Genomic DNA, 16,467 nt, shown 5'->3' on the forward strand with positions numbered 1-16,467 from the left:
CACGAAAATAAGTGTTTATTTGGGAAAGTATTAAAATTAGAAATTTCAAACTGAAAAAAAATTAAAATATTCTAATACCAACAAACTAATGATGATGACTCGACTAAAAAAAGTGTTCCTTTGGTTTATTACTATTGTTTTATTTCTGGCGATTTCACTTTTTTTATATGGATATTTTCAATTGAAAGACCGTCATCCGGACTATCATGTGGATTTAAGTATCAAAAGCGGAACTCCAGGTGATCTTAAATTAGGCTTTTCGGCACAGTCTATTACTCCGGAAATTATTGATACCTGGACCGATGTGAACGGAGATGCTCAATACAAAGAAGAAGATGGGGATACTTATCAGGACAATAACAATAATGGGCAATTTGATGCCTATTGGATTGCCGGTTTTAGCCATAAGAGGGCAGCAAATGGCATCAATGATAAATTATGGGCCAGAACGATGGTGATAGATGATGGAGCGACCCGAATTGCTATTGTAGCCATCGATGCAATAGGTTTTGGAAATGATGATGTGATAGCGGCAAAAAAATTGATTCCTAAAGAATCAGGTATCACCTATTCCATAATTACTTCAAGCCATACACACGAATCCCCTGATTTGTTAGGGCTTTGGGGAGAAAGCAATTTTAAATCAGGGATTAATCCGGATTATATGGAGTTGGTAAGAACTCAAATTGCAAAATCAGTAGCGGAAGCGGTTAAAAATCTAAGGCCTGCAAAGCTTAAGGTTGCCCAGGACCTTTCAGGAGCGCTGCCCATGTTGGGTGATACCAGACAACCAGAAGTATATGATGAAGGACTCAGGTTAATTCAGGCGGTAGATTTAGAAGCAGATACCACCTTGGGAACCTTATTATCCTGGGCCAATCATCCTGAAACAGTTTGGAGTGATAATTTGTTGATCACTTCAGATTTTCCCCACTACTTTAGAGATGGGATTGAAAATGGGGTATACGATGGAGACAGCCTGGTGGCTAAAGGATTAGGAGGAATTGCAGTATATGTAAATGGAGCTATTGGAGGGTTAATGACGACACATCCAAGTACTCCAATTCATCATCCATTTACCGAAGAAGAATTATTAGAGCCAACATTTGCCAAGGTGGAGGCACAGGGAAAAGAACTCGCCCTTTTAAGCCTTGCTGCTTTGGACAGCTCCCAACACTGGATTGCGCAGTCCAGTATTGCCCTGGAAGCCAAAAGCATTGCCTTACCCCTTGACAACCCCTTGTTCAGACTAGCCGCTTTTTTAGGAGTACTGGACCGTGGAATGGTCGGATGGATGAAAATGAGGTCAGAAGTTGCAGCCTGGACCATGGGACCAATCAGCTTTATTCATATGCCGGGGGAAATTTATCCTGAAATTATCAATGGTGGAGTTGAGGCACCAGAAGGTCAGGATTTTTCTATCCAGCCACAGGAAATTCCACCTTTGAGAGAAGTGATGCCTGGAGATTTTAAATTTGTAGTGGGGTTATCAAATGATATGATTGGTTATATTGTTCCAAAAAGCCAATGGGATAAAGCAGCTCCATTTACTTATGGAGATGAAGATGGACCTTACGGGGAAATCAATTCCGTTGGGCCGGAAACAGCCCCAATACTTCATCGAGAGGTAATGAATTTGCTCAGTAGACTGGATGAAAATGCAAACTAAAAAATGCGAAACCGGAATCATTATACTGGCGGCAGGCAGTTCATCAAGGCTTGGCCAGCCCAAGCAATTGTTAAAACTGGAGGAGGAAACCTTAATCAGGAGGATTTCAAAAACAGCTTTGAAATCCAATTTAGGGAAAGTAGTTGTGGTATTAGGTGGTCATTCAGAAAAAATTAAACCAGAGATTGAGGACTTAGATCTGCATTTCACGCTGAATGAAGCCTGGGAAGAAGGAATGTCCTCTTCCATAAAGGCTGGTTTAAAAACGCTTTTAAAAGAAAATGAAAAAGCATTTTCAAGTGTTTTATTTTTAGTTTGCGATCAGCCCTATGTTGATACAAAATTATTAAATACTATAATTTCGAAACAGGTCCATTCGGGAAAAGATATAGTGGCGAGTAAATATCAAAATGGTATAATTGGAGTTCCTGTAATGTTTTCTTCAAAATATTTCACCAACCTGCTCCAGCTTAAAGGAAAGGAAGGGGCCAAAACCATCATTAAATCTTTTCCTCAGGAAGTTGCAACTATTTCCTTTAATAAAGGTGATCTTGATATTGATACCATTTCAGATTGGGAAAACATTATTAAAAATTTCAAACAAAAAAGCTGAAGGATTTTCACCCTTCAGCTTTTAAAGTTTATCTGACTAAAAACAAAGTCCTAGTTATATCCAGGGTTTTGTTTTAATACATCAGCCCCTAATAAGTCTATTTCATCCTGAGGAATTGGTAAAAATTCATCAACTCCACCTTCGAAAGAAGCCCCAACGAATGGAGAAGCAGGAATAATAGCATCTTCATGGCTCAAATAATCATTCAGCTCATCTTCAGCAATTCCCCATCTGCAAAGATCGAAGAACCTATGACCTTCCATAGCCAATTCCAGTTTTCTTTCGAACCTAACAGCCTCTCTTGCAGTAGCCTGATCAGTCCAGGCAGTAGTATATAATGCAATATCATAATTTGCTGCAGGATCTCCCTCTTCAGTCATCACAAATCCTTCGGCATTAGCTGCTCTTTCTCTAACCAGGTTTACATATTCACGGGCTTTTTCCAAATCACCTATTTCCACCTCAACTTCTGCTGCCATTAGTAGTACATCGGCAAATCTCATCAAGTTAACGTTAATTGCAGTATACCCGGCAGTCCACGAACTTCCATCCGTAAAGGCGCTTTGGTCTTCCTGATAAAATACCCATTTTTTAGGGGAATATGCTCCGCCATTATTTTGATCTCTTATCCATGCCTTTCCAGGGTGATTACCCCAATCCAAATAAGGTATGCCTCTTCTACCGACAGTATGATCCAACCTAGGATCAACTGGCCCTTCATCTGGTGTAAAATCATCATCAGCTGCAATTCCCAAATCATGCTTTAATTTGTTTGCATCATCATTATAAGATCCATTTAATAATGGTAACCCTCCATTTGTTCTATAAGAATTAGACAACTCAAAGCTAGGTTGGAAGAAACCACAACATCCGGCAGGTCCACCATTATAGGTAAAGTTTAACACTAAATCAGGATTGGCATTGTTAATACTTCCAGTTCCTGCTGCTGCCTGAATAGCAAATACAGACTCTTCATGATTATCATTAGCTGGTCTGTGAATATCAGCGAATTTAGGAACTAATCCATATTTCTTTCCATTGGTAGTAACCCCACTTGCTATAACCTGATCGAATAAAGCCTTGGCTTCAGCATATTTTTGCTGATACAAATATACCTTAGCTAAATAGGCCATTGCTGCCCATTTATTTATCCTTCCTGCTTCTGCTTGGGTTTCAGGAAGATTATCTGCAGCAAATTTTATATCAGCTTCAATCATAGGATATAAGTCCTTATCATTCCCGATTTTTTCAACTGCATCCCAAGTTTCATCTATAAAAGGCGTATTATTATATAACCTTTTAAGGTCAAAATAGTACAGACCTCTCAAAAATTTGGTTTCAGCTTCAATTCTTAATTTAGTATCATCGGATACATCCTCATCAGCATTAGCTAAAAGACCTAATGTTGAATTTGCTCTGGCAATACCTTCATAAGTTCTGCCATATTTATTTAAAACATCCGAATTTGTTGTTTGAGGATCATAGGCCTGTACCTCATTCATTTGCGACTGGTCCCCTGCATCAGAGCCCTTATTCGCATCTCCTCCTCTTACGCTTCCCCAAAACCAGTTATTTGCACTGGAATAAAAACCAGAACCTCTACCTAATAACATACTATAGGTACCAATTAAAGACCCTTCCAAACCTGCCTCTGAGGAAAGTTGGGCCTGTGCTAAAGAACCTGTAGGAGGTACTTCTAAAAAGTCATCCTTACATGCTATGGTTGCCCACAATAGCAAGAAAAATGAAAGTATTATTGATTTTGTTTTTTTCATAATATTATCTTTTAAAGTCTCAATTAAAAAACTTTTTATGCTATATTTTAATGGATTACCCTATTTTAAAAGCCAAGGTTTACACCAAATGTAAAGCTTCTTGTAATTGGATAATTACCCACATCAATTCCAAACTGGGTATCCACATTACCACCGACACTTGGATCAAGTCCGGAATAATTTGTAATGGTAAAAATGTTATTTAAACCTGCAAACACTCTCAGTTTTTCCAGTTTCATTTTGCTCAACATTACCTGAGGGAAGTTATAAGAAAGGGTAATATTTTGCATTCTAAAGTAAGTTCCATCCTCTACATACCAGGAATTACCCTGAGTATTGGTACTGAAATTAGACACATTTTCGAAAATTGGATTTTCGCTGTTTGGATTCTCAAAAGTCCATGAATCTTTCACATTCTCGCTAATTGAAGCACCAGCAAAAGAAGGATAAAAATGGTTAAACCATTTAGACTGATTCCAAATCTTGTTGCCAGCCGACATAAAAGCATATGTTTCTAAAGAGAAGGCTTTATAATCTAACTTAATGGTTAAACCCCCTGTAAATTTAGGAACCGGGCTACCCAGGTAAGTTCTATCATCTGCAGTAATTTGTCCATCAGGCACACCTTCTGGTCCACTTATATCTCTATATCTAAACCTTCCAGGAGCTGCTCCTGACTGAGTGGGTGCATTTGCAACTTCTGCGGCATCTTTAAACAGACCAACCACATCATAACCATAGAAAGCAGAAAGCGAGTGTCCTACTTGGTTTCGAATAGGGTTTATACCTCTAAATCCAGGATTAATCGTAGTAATATAACCAGGACCATCTGGATCAAGGGCTACAATTTCATTCTTCAACCAGCCACCATTTAAAGTAACTTCATAACCTAATTCACCTACATTATCTCTGTACTTAATCTGTAAGTCCACTCCTTTGTTTACCATTTTACCAACATTTCTTGCAGGAGCAGAAGCAAATTCACCATTAAGTTTCGAAATAGGCTGTACATATAAAAGATCTTCAGTGTCTTTTTGCCACAGATCTAAAATCACATCTAGTTTATCATTAAAGAATCTACCATCAAATCCGATGTTTTTGGTAATTGCTTTTTCCCATTTGGCTGCAGTATTACCAATTCTTGATCTGTAAAACCCTTCAGCTGCAGAACTATTTGAACCTGAAATATCATACGAAGAAGCTCCTACACTAGTGGCATACAAGGTATATTGGTTTGTTGGGGAAAGGCCATTTGAATTACCCATTATACCATATCCACCTCTAATTTTCAAATCATTAATAAAGCTTGCCCCATCCATAAAGGCTTCATCTGAAATCCTCCATGCAGCAGAAACTGCAGGGAAAGTACCATATCTGTTTTCAGAACCAAACCTTGAAGAACCGTCTCGTCTTACTACAAATGAAATTAAATACTTGTCATTGTAGGCATAATTCAATCTTCCAAAATAAGAAGAGAAATTAACGCCTTTGTAATAACCACTATTAACTTGTCTTGTATCTGCAGGAACAGTACTCAGGGTAATGAAGTCTAAATCTTTAGAGAAAGGATTCAATCCACTTCCGCTCATAAACCTTCCAGTCCCGGTATTTAAGGCTTCTTGTCCACCTAAGATATCAATTGAATGAACACCAAATTTTTTCTTATAGTTAATGGTATTAGTCCAAACCCAACCGAAATTATAACCTGAACCTTCATTATAAGAGAATGAAGAGTTATTTTCCGAGTTTTCATATTGCCTTGGGAAATATCCCCAGGAATAATTATTAGAATAATCAACACCATAACTGGTTCGAATTACCAAATCCTCTACAAGTTCTAATTCTGCATAAACATTACCAAATATTTTTGCCTGAAACGCTCTGTCATTTTGGTTTCTGTCCAAATTTGCCACTGGGTTTCTGGGATTATTAAATCCAGGAGCCCTTGTACCTGCATATCCGCCAAATTCGTCATATACCGGAATGATGGAAGGCATTCTAAATGCTTGCAATATATCGTTTTCATCATCAGCCACACCGGCTCCTCCACCACCACCAAGTAATTGCCTCACTTGCCTGTAAGTGGCTTGAAAGTTTTGACCTATTCTTAATTTATCATTAAGTACCCCAAATTGAGAATTGGCCCTCATACTATATCTTCTAAATTTTTGATGAAGCATTATACCATCCTGCTCCTGAAGGCCCAAACCGAGGTAAAATCTACTATTTTCACCTCCTCCAGACATGCCCACCGAGTGACGGTGAAGTGGAGCTACTCTTGTAATCTCATCATACCAGTTGGTTCCACTCTTATTAGCCCTGGTTACCTGATAAATATCTCCTTTTTCAGGATCAATATTATATTTGGCTCTTTCCGCCTCTAAATCTACATTTCCTACCACACCACCCTGGCTTCCAACAAGGATATAATCAGGTATTACAGGAGAAGTACCAGTTCCGAACTGAGGATGAATAAATTCAGGGTCAGTACCATTTTGAATGGCAGTGTTTCTAAATGCATTCCAGGTCCATTCAGCAAACTCTGAAGGGTTCAAAACTCCTGGAGCAGTTCCCGGGTCAGTAAAACCAAACATTCCGTCATAAGTAACGCTTAGCTTTTTCGCTCCCTTTTTACCTTGTTTTGTAGTATAAACAATTACACCACTGGCAGCTCTGGCACCATAAATAGAAGCCGCTGCAGCATCTTTTAGCACGGTTGTGCTCTCGATGTCATCAGGATTTAAAAAATCAGTGGAGCCCACAGGGACACCATCTACCACATATAAGGGCTCATTTCCACCAAAAGCACCAAAACCTCTTACCCTTACCTGAGAAGTTGTTCCTGGCTGCCCGTTTGTAACCACTGTTACACCTGCAACCCTACCTTGTAATTGTTGTTCTACGTTTCCTGAAGGCACAACAGTCAAATCCTTTGCTTCAACAGTTGAAACAGAACCTGTGGTTTCCCTTCTGGAATCAATTGAGTAACCAGTTACTACAACTTCAGAAAGGGACTGTGTATCAAATTCCAAAGGAACATCAATCACACTCTGGCTTCCTACTGTAACCTGAGTAGTTGCATAACCGACAAATGAAAAAACTAATACGGATGATTCCGATGGAACAGATAAAGAGTAATTTCCATCGATATCTGTTGTAGTACCTGTAGTAGTACCCTGCACCAGGATACTTACTCCAGGAAGCGGACTATTATCCGAAGCGTCTGTAACTGTACCTGAAACAGTGGTTTGGGCATACGCACCAAAACTAAACAGGAACAAAAACGCAAGAAGAGGGATTTTCCCCCATGATAGGTAATTATTCACTTTCATAATTAGGAGTTTATTGTGAAAAAAATTAAAATATAAAATCTTTATCTTAAATCCTGCAATCGTTTTAATTTCAATTTAAATCGATTGAGGAATTTCAATATGGTACAAACAAATACAGTGAATTAACTTTCACAATGATTAATAACCTGAAATTTGAGGAAGAATTAAGTACTAAAAACGGAAGGTTCTAAAAAGATGTCAGACCGTAAAAGAGGAGATTTCTGAAAATAATTCAGGCAGTAATTTGTGGTAATAATCACTTTCATATTTATTAATTTATTAGTTAGTATTAATTAATTGTAGTATTAGTTAGTAGTTAGTGAGCTCAAAAAATTTAATTCTTGGACTTAGTCATATTCATTGCCCAAAGATGAAAAAAAAATTTAATGAACTCAAAGTTGTTCTTTTTTTTTTTAGGATGCAAATTTTTTGCATAAAAAAAACAACGTAACTTTCTGATAAACAGGACTATGCAAAATACTCTTTGCGCTTTAATAACAATTAGAATCAGATCGGAACCCACTGATAATGAGCAAGAAATAATTTAAACGTAAGAAGTACATATAAATATTTTTTTGCACTTAAATTTATGCTCCATTCTCTATATTATTTCCCTAATTATGTAATTTAGAATCACACCTAATAAGCTTAACCACTTAAATCATATTTAAAGACATTTATAAGGTAAGAATTTATCAATTGTTTCTTAATTTTATTTCTATACTTCTTACAATTTAATAATTTTTCCCCAACCGTCAACTTCTCCTATGTGATTTTCTTTTTTAATTTTATTAATTCTCTCCAAAATCTTTCCCTTAAACTTCCAACAGGTATTTTGACGAAGTTCTAAAATATTAGAAAGCTCGCTGGCAGTTATCTCCTCTCCATTTACATAAACCAAAAAAAGCAGGTAAAAAGCTTTCTTCATAGGTAAATGACTTCTCTGGAAAATGGTATTCGTAGTACATGATTCATTATACCTGCATTTGGTGCATCTCCGGCTATAATTCCCAGTACCGCGAATGTATTTTTCATTACCGCACTTTTTACATCTATATTGATTAGGCCATTTCAGCTCATCCAGATATTTATAACAAGCCTCATCATCCGGGAAAATTTTTTCAAATTCTTCAAAAGAAACATTGCTCATCATTACCCTGGCCTTTAGTAGGTCATTCAAATTTCCATGAAGTGTTAAGTTTTCATCATTCAGATTACTATTTATTTTTTCTATTTCAGCCTTTTTCTGTTGAAGTTCAATGGTTTGATTTTTTAATTTATCATTTATTTCGTTTAAGGCCTGGTTTTTTAATTCGATAGTCTTCTTATTCTCTTCAATTTCTAATGTTCTCTCTATTACTTTCTGCTCAATTTCTTTATTAATCCTGTCTTTTATCCGCTCGTTCTCCTTTAGTTGTTCTATAGTTTTTTGTTGCGCAAGTTCTTTTTCATTTTTCACCATTTTGAAGCGATCTGCCTGCGCAAGAGAAAACAGCACAATTTCAATTACAAAACCTATATCAAGGCTATACACAAAAAGAATATTATCGGAAACAGTTAGTCCATATCTTCTGAGAATTAAAGATATTACTCCAAGCAATGTAAAGGAATATCCAATTACAAAAAACCGGGAAGACCGGTGTCCCATACGCCAGGTTTGAACTGAACCCAGATATATTAAAATAAATGGGATTAGATAGAAAAAGGGAGCTTCAAAATGGTAGATCTCACTAAAAACATATATTACACTGTAAATTCCCACAAAAACATTGATTAGAAAGTTAAGTTTTGGAAGTAATTTTTGAAGGTCTAAAAACGATTTAGCATATATGGTGAAAAATACCAGGAAAATAAATGGAGCACCGTAATTCCCAATTACATGGTTAAACCATGGCCACTTATTCCAAATATATTGAAAACCTATTCCATCTTCTGAAAATCCTAAAAGGCCACAGCTCAGGATATAAAAAACAAAATACAAATAGAACTTTTCTTTCATGGAAAAGAACAACAGCAGATTGTAAACGGCCATTATGGATAAAATCCCATAAAATACGCCAAGCAGGTAATATTCATTAATACTATAAAATATTTGATATCGGGCTGATCGAAGCCTGATAATGCTTACTGGATTATTTGAAGCACTTATGCGAAAATAAAATGTGATTACTTCCCTGGAATCCCGTACCTCAGGAACTTTAAACAGAAAATTTTTGTGAAAATAATCCCTTGTTTCAAATTCTTGATTAAAACCAGTATCATCTAAAAGTGCTATAGTATCCCCTATTGTATAATACCCGGCAATGTATTCCTGATGCAAATCACTAGATTCTATTAACCACTGTTCGTTTAACAACCCCTTACCAAAAATGCTAAACCTAACCCAATAAGTCACCTCCGGATTGTTAATTGGGATAATGGAAGTTTTGCTTAAGGCAAACTTATCCGAAAAATCATTGCTCAAAATCTCATTAATAGTCAACTGATTAGAAGAATCAATAAAGATTTCCTGATTAGGAAAACCTAATTGGATATTTTCATCTTCACCAGAGACAAATAAGGGGTCAGCAGCTCTAAGTAAAAACGGAAATATAATCAGTAGAAAAATGATTTGTAGTTTTATAATCATAGGGAAAGGGGGTAAATAAAATCAGCCTTAATATGGCCTGTTCCTTTAATATATTACTTGATAAAAGGTAATGTGGTTTAATGGACAACAAGTCCTATTAACCTCATATTATCCTGATAAATCTACCAAGGTAATAGTTATTATCTAAATTTTATGATTATCCCAGATTTCAAAGAACATTTATATTTATTCTATGGGGTTCTCTAAACCTTTTTTGGTTTAAAAAAACTCATTCTTCCCAATCTTTAATTTATCATTCATCCAAGCACAATTCATTCTTTTAATTTTTCGAATGCACTACAAATCCAAATTTATTGGAATAAAATTAGTTTCCAAGGGTTTCTATAAAAATTTGTGTGCGGACACAAAAATATAATAAATAAATCAGGTTTCTATTATCAAATCATGAATTATACAGATAAGTAGTAATTCAAAAAAAAACCTGTATTATTTTGCCATAAAAGACTAATAGAGAGTTTACCGTTTCTCGGAAATAATAGTACCCGGTATGGATTACCTGGTATGGAGTACCCGGTGTGGAGCACGGGTGCTTAGAAATTAAGTATAGGAATGAACCCTTATAAAGAATTAGGGAAACATTTAACTCAGGCAGGAAGTCAAATTAATTATTTTATTGACTTTGTTTTACAGGAATTACGATACTAAAACTTGTACCCTCTCCCTCCTTACTTTCAGCTACGATTTTTCCAAAATGTTTTTCAATTATACTATGGCTAATGGATAACCCCAGTCCTGTCCCCTCTCCAACATCCTTAGTCGTGTAAAAAGGTTCAAATATCTTTTCTTTCACTTCATCAGGAATTCCATTACCATTATCGGTAATTCTGATTTCAACAAAATCGCCTTCCTCATTTTCGGATGACTCCTCTCCTGCAATAGCCAAAGAATGAACAGTGGTGGAAATAATTACCTTGCCCTCTTCATTATCCTGCTTTTCCTTTACCGCATGGATGGCATTCACCAATACATTCATGAAAACCTGATTGAGCTGACCGGGATAGCATTCTACAATAGGAAGTTTCGTATCATATTCTTTAACTACCTTAACCCCTCCTTTTAATTGAGTTCTTAAAAGCGTCAGAGTTGAATCAAGTCCGTCATGTATATTTGCAGTCTTTAATTCATCTTCATCTAATCTTGAAAACACCCTTAAACCTCTCACAATTTCAGCAGTTCTTACAGCGCCTTCTTTAATGTCCTTTATAAGCGCCATGGCATCTTCCTTATTCCCATCAAAATCAAACTCTTCCTTCATTCTCTCCATATCCTTCAGAAAAGCAATCACTTCTTCTCTTGAATTCTCCGGACCAATTTTATCATAATGTTCAAGGACTTCCATGAGTTCGGTCAAAACCATTTCCAGTGTTTCTACACCTGCATACACAAAATTGATAGGGTTATTAATTTCATGCGCAATTCCTGCAGTTAACAGACCTACAGAAGCCATCTTCTCAGACTGAATTAGCTGTACCTGAGCCGCTTTTAGTTGTCCCAGAGTATTGTTTAGTTTTTCATTAAGAAAATTTAATTCCTTATTACTTGAACTTAACTTATGGTTGGTGATTTCCAGTTCATCATTGGTTTTGTAAAGTTCATCATTCTTTTCGTACAGTTCCCAGTTCATTTCCACCAATTCTTTGGCCTGTAAGGCAATTTCCTGCTGGTGTTCCCGCACTTTTTCAGTTCTTTCCTGTACCTTTTTCTCCAATTCCTGATTAAGTTCTATTCTTAACTTCTCACTCTTTTTCAGTTGGTTAATCAATTTTTGCTGTTCGTTTATTCGCTTTTCATCATTAATTTTAAATCGATATCCCAAGCCAAAACTAAAAAGCAGGATCTCAAGGATAATACCCAACTGAATAAAGCTCACTGCAAAACTCACTTCCCAAAACACCAATAAAAAGGTGGCCAATAATGCCATAATTTTCAAACTTACTGTTCCGAAAATTAAATAAAGCGCAAGGCTGCTTCGGGTTTTTAATAGGGCAATTAGTAATATACTGGAAAAAAGCACCGCTGAAAGTAAAACGTAAGTACTAATTTTACTCACCAGGTAATAATTGAAATCTATTGATAAAATTGATAGTTCAACCGCAAGGATAATCAGGCGCCCCCTGATTACCCATAATAAAATCTTATCCCAAAAGGGAATAAGTTTTTTGGTATCCACAAACAATCGGATAAACTGAAAATAACTGACCGTTGCCAGTCCGGAGAGCGCATAAATAAAAGGGTTAATCTGAGGAAAACTTTTTGCGATACTTTCAATGGCAAATCCATAATAATAAATGAAGTATAGCATCATTGTCCCAATGTAAACCGCATAAAAAAGATATGCCTTATCCTTAATGTAGAAATATAGGAAAAGGTTATATACCATCATTATCCAGATAATACCCTGAAAAATACCCTGAAATAAATTTCTTTGTTCCAATTCCTGATGATAAGATTCAATGGAACTTATTTTCACATCAAAAACAGGAGGTCTTTTATCTACATTCTTAATTTTTATAAAAACATTGTAAGTAGTTTTTGCCGGAATACTTAAAATAACTTTACATTTCCTGTTTTTAGGCAGTTCTTTTTCTTCGAAAGGTACGTATTCCCCAGATTCCTTAGTGACCAGTTTTCCCTTTTTATCAAAATAGTATACCTCCGAAAAATTAGTTCCTTTCTGTGCAGTTTGAAATAACCATTGTTTATCCTCCGAAGCATTATTTTTTATGGAAATCTTACCCCAATATGTGTTTGAGGCTTTTAATGGTTGATCAAAACTTTTTAAAGGCAGGAATTTATTGGCATATTTTTCAGAAATAATTTCATTAAAGGTCAGTAAGTTGGTTTGGTCCTCAAATATAGACAGGTACTGGTTCAGAAAGCCATGTCTGCTATTTTCTGAATCCAAAACAACGGTATTTACCAGTTCTTCAGGATTTGTGGCATAAGCAATTATTTGGCTGAATCCATTAATTATAAAGATGAAAAAAATAAAAAGTAATTTTCTAAACATGAACTAGTAGTTTCTTCTCTCCGACTTGCAGAGAAATATTTAGTGAGGATTCGAAAAAAATCATTCGCAAAAATTCCACATTTTCATACCTCTTTTAAATATTACTATTTCAATACTGCATAAGGGGTGGTTTATTTTATAGCACAGGTCTAAATTATTCCCAAATTATTACATCATGGTTGAAAAGGGAATGGAAAATTGGCTAAAGTATGTTTTTGCATAAATTTAAAGTCAAACCGATGGCTTAATTATCAGGATTCCCCAGGCTTGTTCCCAAACAAAATAATAAAGAAAATCCCTTCTATCTCTGTTCTTTAATGGAATAAAAAGAAAGCATTAAAAGAATTTCATTACTTTTGTAGCCCAAAATTATTGTGGATTTTGTTAAAGAATCTACCGATTTTTGGAAAGTTCGCTAACATTCTCAGACAAATTTTATAATTCATGTAATAATTGTCTGCATTGTTTAGCATTATTGAAACCTGCTCTTTCGGCAGGATTTTTATTTTAAGGTTTTGAAATCATTTATTTAATGGAAAAGGCAATAATTGATAAATATGAGTTGGTAGTAGGGTTGGAAATACATGCCCAGTTAGCCACAAAAAGTAAGGCATTTTGTGATGATGCCAATTCTTTTGGAGAAGAACCGAACACTAATATTAGTGTAATCACTCTGGCACATCCCGGAACACTTCCTAAAAGCAACAAAGTGGCGGTGGAATATTCCATCAAAATGGGATTGGCCTGTGGGTGTGAAATTAACCGCTATAATATTTATGATAGAAAAAATTATTTCTATCCTGATTTGCCAAAAGGATTTCAAATAACCCAGGAAAAACATCCTATTTGTATTGGTGGAAAAATAGATGTAAAAACCAAATCCGGAATTAAATCTTCCATCAGGCTAAATAGAATCCATATGGAAGAGGATGCCGGAAAATCCATTCATAAAGAGGGAGAAAAAGATACATTAATTGACCTGAACAGAGCGGGTGTTCCACTCATCGAAATAGTTACAGAACCAGATTTAAGACATTCTGAAGAGGCTTATTCCTGCCTTATGGAGGTAAGAAGACTAGTAAGATATTTGGGAGTTTGTGACGGGAATATGGAAGAAGGCTCAATGAGATGCGATGCCAATATTTCTATCAGGCTAAAAGGGGCTAAAGATTATGGAGTAAAGGTGGAAATTAAGAATATGAACTCCATGAGAAATGTGCAGAAGGCCATTGATTACGAAAAGATCCGTCAAATTGAAATGATTGAAAATAATGAAGAAATCATTTCTGAAACCAGGACATTCGATGCTCAGACAGGAAAAACATATGGAATGAGAAGTAAAGAAGCCCTGAATGATTACAGATATTTTCCAGAGCCTGATCTTCCACCACTAATCATCTCTGATGAATGGTTGAATAATATAAAGGCGGATATGCCTCAATTGCCCAAAGAACTCTTCCAAAAGTTCACTTCCAAATATAACCTGCCTGAATATGATGCCAATGTATTGGTTGATTCTCAGGATATTGCATTGTATTTCGATCAAATTTGCGATCATTCCAAAAATTACAAAGCAGCTTCTAATTTGGTAATGACGTCCATAAAATCATATCTCAATGATAAAGGCATCGAAATGCAGGATTTCCCTTTAGCTCCAGCCAAAATAGCTGAAATAATTGCTCTTGTGGATAGTAATAAAGTGAGTAATACAGCTGCTTCGGGCAAGCTATTTAAAGCGATGACCGCCTCACCTGAAAAATCAGCTTTGGCAGTTGCACAGGAGCTCAATCTGATTCAGGAGAGTGGAAATGATTTTATTTTACCTCTGATTCAGGAGGTGATTGAAAAAAATCCGGATAAAGTAAAAGCCTATCAAAAAGGAAAAAAAGGGCTCATAGGAATGTTTATGGGAGAGGTTATGAAACTTAGCAAAGGGAAGGTAGATCCAAAGAAAACCAATAAATTGATCCAGGAAGCCTTGGAAAAGGCCTAGGAAGTGCCTCAGAAAACTCATTGACTGGATTGAATTCTTCCTCTTATTATTTTGTTATTTTTCTTTTAGGTTGATTATTAACGGGTTGATTTTTGCCCAAAATTTTATTGAATTTAACCTTAAACCAATTTAATCAGGAAAGAAATTCTTTCCTTTGTGCCATACAAGGCTAATAATTTAATCAAAAAAAGTATACCGTGAAAAAATTAATATTGTTGCTATTGCCCCTAATTACCATGAGCTGTAATTCTCCAGTCCAGTCTCAGGGTGGCAATGAAAGTAGTACTAAAGGAAAAATACAGTTAAGTGGTGAAATTGAAAATGCAGGAGGGGAAAATATTATACTTTCAAAAATTGTAAATAACAGCAAGGAGGATGTCGCTACATTCACTTCTGGCGATGATGGGAAATTCTCACAAGAAGTAGAAGTAAATGATGCTGGCTTTTATATGCTCGATATTTATGGTGTTCAGCAGAAAATGTTTGTTTTAGATGGCGAACATGATGTGACTATAAAAGCAGATGGGGAAAATCCTGAAGGAGTATTTGAAGTGAAAGGTTCTCCTGATTCAGATCTACTTTTTGAATTTCAGGAAATGGATGAAAAGCTTTCGCAAAAAGCTCAGGAATTAAGGCAAAACTACATGGAGGCTGAAGACAAATCCGCTGCTGAAGAAGCTTTTAATGAGTTTATTACAGAAGGCCTGGCCTCACTTAAAGATTTTGTTAAAAAAGCAGATGGATCTATTGTGGCCATTTTGCCTTTAATGCAGTTAGATGCTGAAAGTGATTATGAATTTGTATCTGCACAAGCTGAAAAACTTTATAAACTTCATCCCAACGAATCAACAATTTCTACTTTTAAAGAAAGACTTGATGCCGGAAAAAAGACCGCAGTTGGTCAGGTAGCTCCTGAAATAACTTTGGAAAATCCTGAGGGAGAAATGGTTAGTCTTTCTTCTTTGAAAGGGAAATACGTTTTAATAGATTTTTGGGCATCGTGGTGTGGACCTTGCCGTCAGGAAAACCCAAATGTGGTGAGAATGTATAAAAAATATAAAGATAAAGGGTTTGAAATTTTTGGTGTTTCTCTGGACCGGGATAAGAACGCATGGTTAAAAGCCATCGAAAAAGATAACCTGACCTGGGTACATGTTTCAGACTTGCAATTCTGGCAATCTTCCGTTGTACCCCAATATAATATTGAGGGGATTCCTATGACAGTTCTTTTAGATAAAGAAGGTAAAATAATTGCAAAAAATCTAAGAGGCAGAGCCCTGGAAGAAAAACTGGCTGAACTGCTTTAAGTTTTTTAAAATAAGTCATTGATAGTAGTAATAAGGCTATTCTTTCTGAAAAGAATAGCCTTTTCTTTTTTGTTTTCTATAGGATGAATAATTCTATTTTTCATTAAGAGAAATAAAT

At 35.8% G+C, this 16,467-nt stretch carries 8 protein-coding genes; 4 read left to right on the forward strand and 4 right to left on the reverse strand.

Features of this window, described 5'->3' with window-relative positions; genetic code table 11:
• The first annotated feature begins 88 nt into the window (after window positions 1-88).
• Together A3EM_RS0128925 and A3EM_RS0128930 are read left to right on the forward strand one after the other, a co-directional pair.
• Window positions 89-1,669 carry a hypothetical protein gene (locus A3EM_RS0128925; protein ID WP_245576566.1) on the forward strand — a complete coding sequence of 527 codons (1,581 nt, stop codon included), beginning with the start codon at window positions 89-91 and terminating at the stop codon, window positions 1,667-1,669.
• Entirely contained in the window at window positions 1,659-2,282 is a 624-nt protein-coding gene (locus A3EM_RS0128930) for a nucleotidyltransferase family protein (RefSeq protein ID WP_157638135.1), read from the forward strand. Before A3EM_RS0128925 ends, A3EM_RS0128930 begins: the two co-directional genes overlap by 11 nt.
• A gap of 50 nt (window positions 2,283-2,332) precedes the next feature.
• Here A3EM_RS0128930 and A3EM_RS0128935 read toward each other — a convergent pair whose 3' ends face one another.
• The 4 genes from A3EM_RS0128935 to A3EM_RS46390 all read right to left on the reverse strand — a co-directional run bounded on the left by A3EM_RS0128935 (window position 2,333) and on the right by A3EM_RS46390 (window position 13,049).
• Window positions 2,333-4,057 carry a RagB/SusD family nutrient uptake outer membrane protein gene (locus A3EM_RS0128935; protein ID WP_020531751.1) on the reverse strand — a complete coding sequence of 575 codons (1,725 nt, stop codon included), beginning with the start codon at window positions 4,055-4,057 and terminating at the stop codon, window positions 2,333-2,335.
• Between the two features lie 65 nt (window positions 4,058-4,122).
• Window positions 4,123-7,389, reverse strand: a complete 3,267-nt coding sequence (locus A3EM_RS0128940) for a SusC/RagA family TonB-linked outer membrane protein (protein WP_020531752.1) — start codon at window positions 7,387-7,389, stop codon at window positions 4,123-4,125.
• Between the two features lie 727 nt (window positions 7,390-8,116).
• Complete coding sequence (locus tag A3EM_RS0128945) at window positions 8,117-10,018, reverse strand: 7TM diverse intracellular signaling domain-containing protein (protein WP_020531753.1); 1,902 nt, start codon at window positions 10,016-10,018, stop codon at window positions 8,117-8,119.
• Between the two features lie 631 nt (window positions 10,019-10,649).
• Window positions 10,650-13,049 carry a sensor histidine kinase gene (locus tag A3EM_RS46390; RefSeq protein ID WP_020531754.1) on the reverse strand — a complete coding sequence of 800 codons (2,400 nt, stop codon included), beginning with the start codon at window positions 13,047-13,049 and terminating at the stop codon, window positions 10,650-10,652.
• A gap of 532 nt (window positions 13,050-13,581) precedes the next feature.
• On the opposite strand from A3EM_RS46390, the gene gatB reads away from it, so the two are divergent.
• Window positions 13,582-15,042, forward strand: a complete 1,461-nt coding sequence (gene gatB / locus A3EM_RS0128955; RefSeq protein ID WP_020531755.1) for an Asp-tRNA(Asn)/Glu-tRNA(Gln) amidotransferase subunit GatB — start codon at window positions 13,582-13,584, stop codon at window positions 15,040-15,042.
• Between the two features lie 197 nt (window positions 15,043-15,239).
• Window positions 15,240-16,349, forward strand: a complete 1,110-nt coding sequence (locus A3EM_RS0128960) for a TlpA disulfide reductase family protein (RefSeq protein WP_157638136.1) — start codon at window positions 15,240-15,242, stop codon at window positions 16,347-16,349.
• Window positions 16,350-16,467 lie beyond the last annotated feature (118 nt).

Origin of the sequence: Flexithrix dorotheae DSM 6795 (assembly GCF_000379765.1) — a bacterium.
GTDB lineage: Bacteria > Bacteroidota > Bacteroidia > Cytophagales > Flammeovirgaceae > Flexithrix > Flexithrix dorotheae.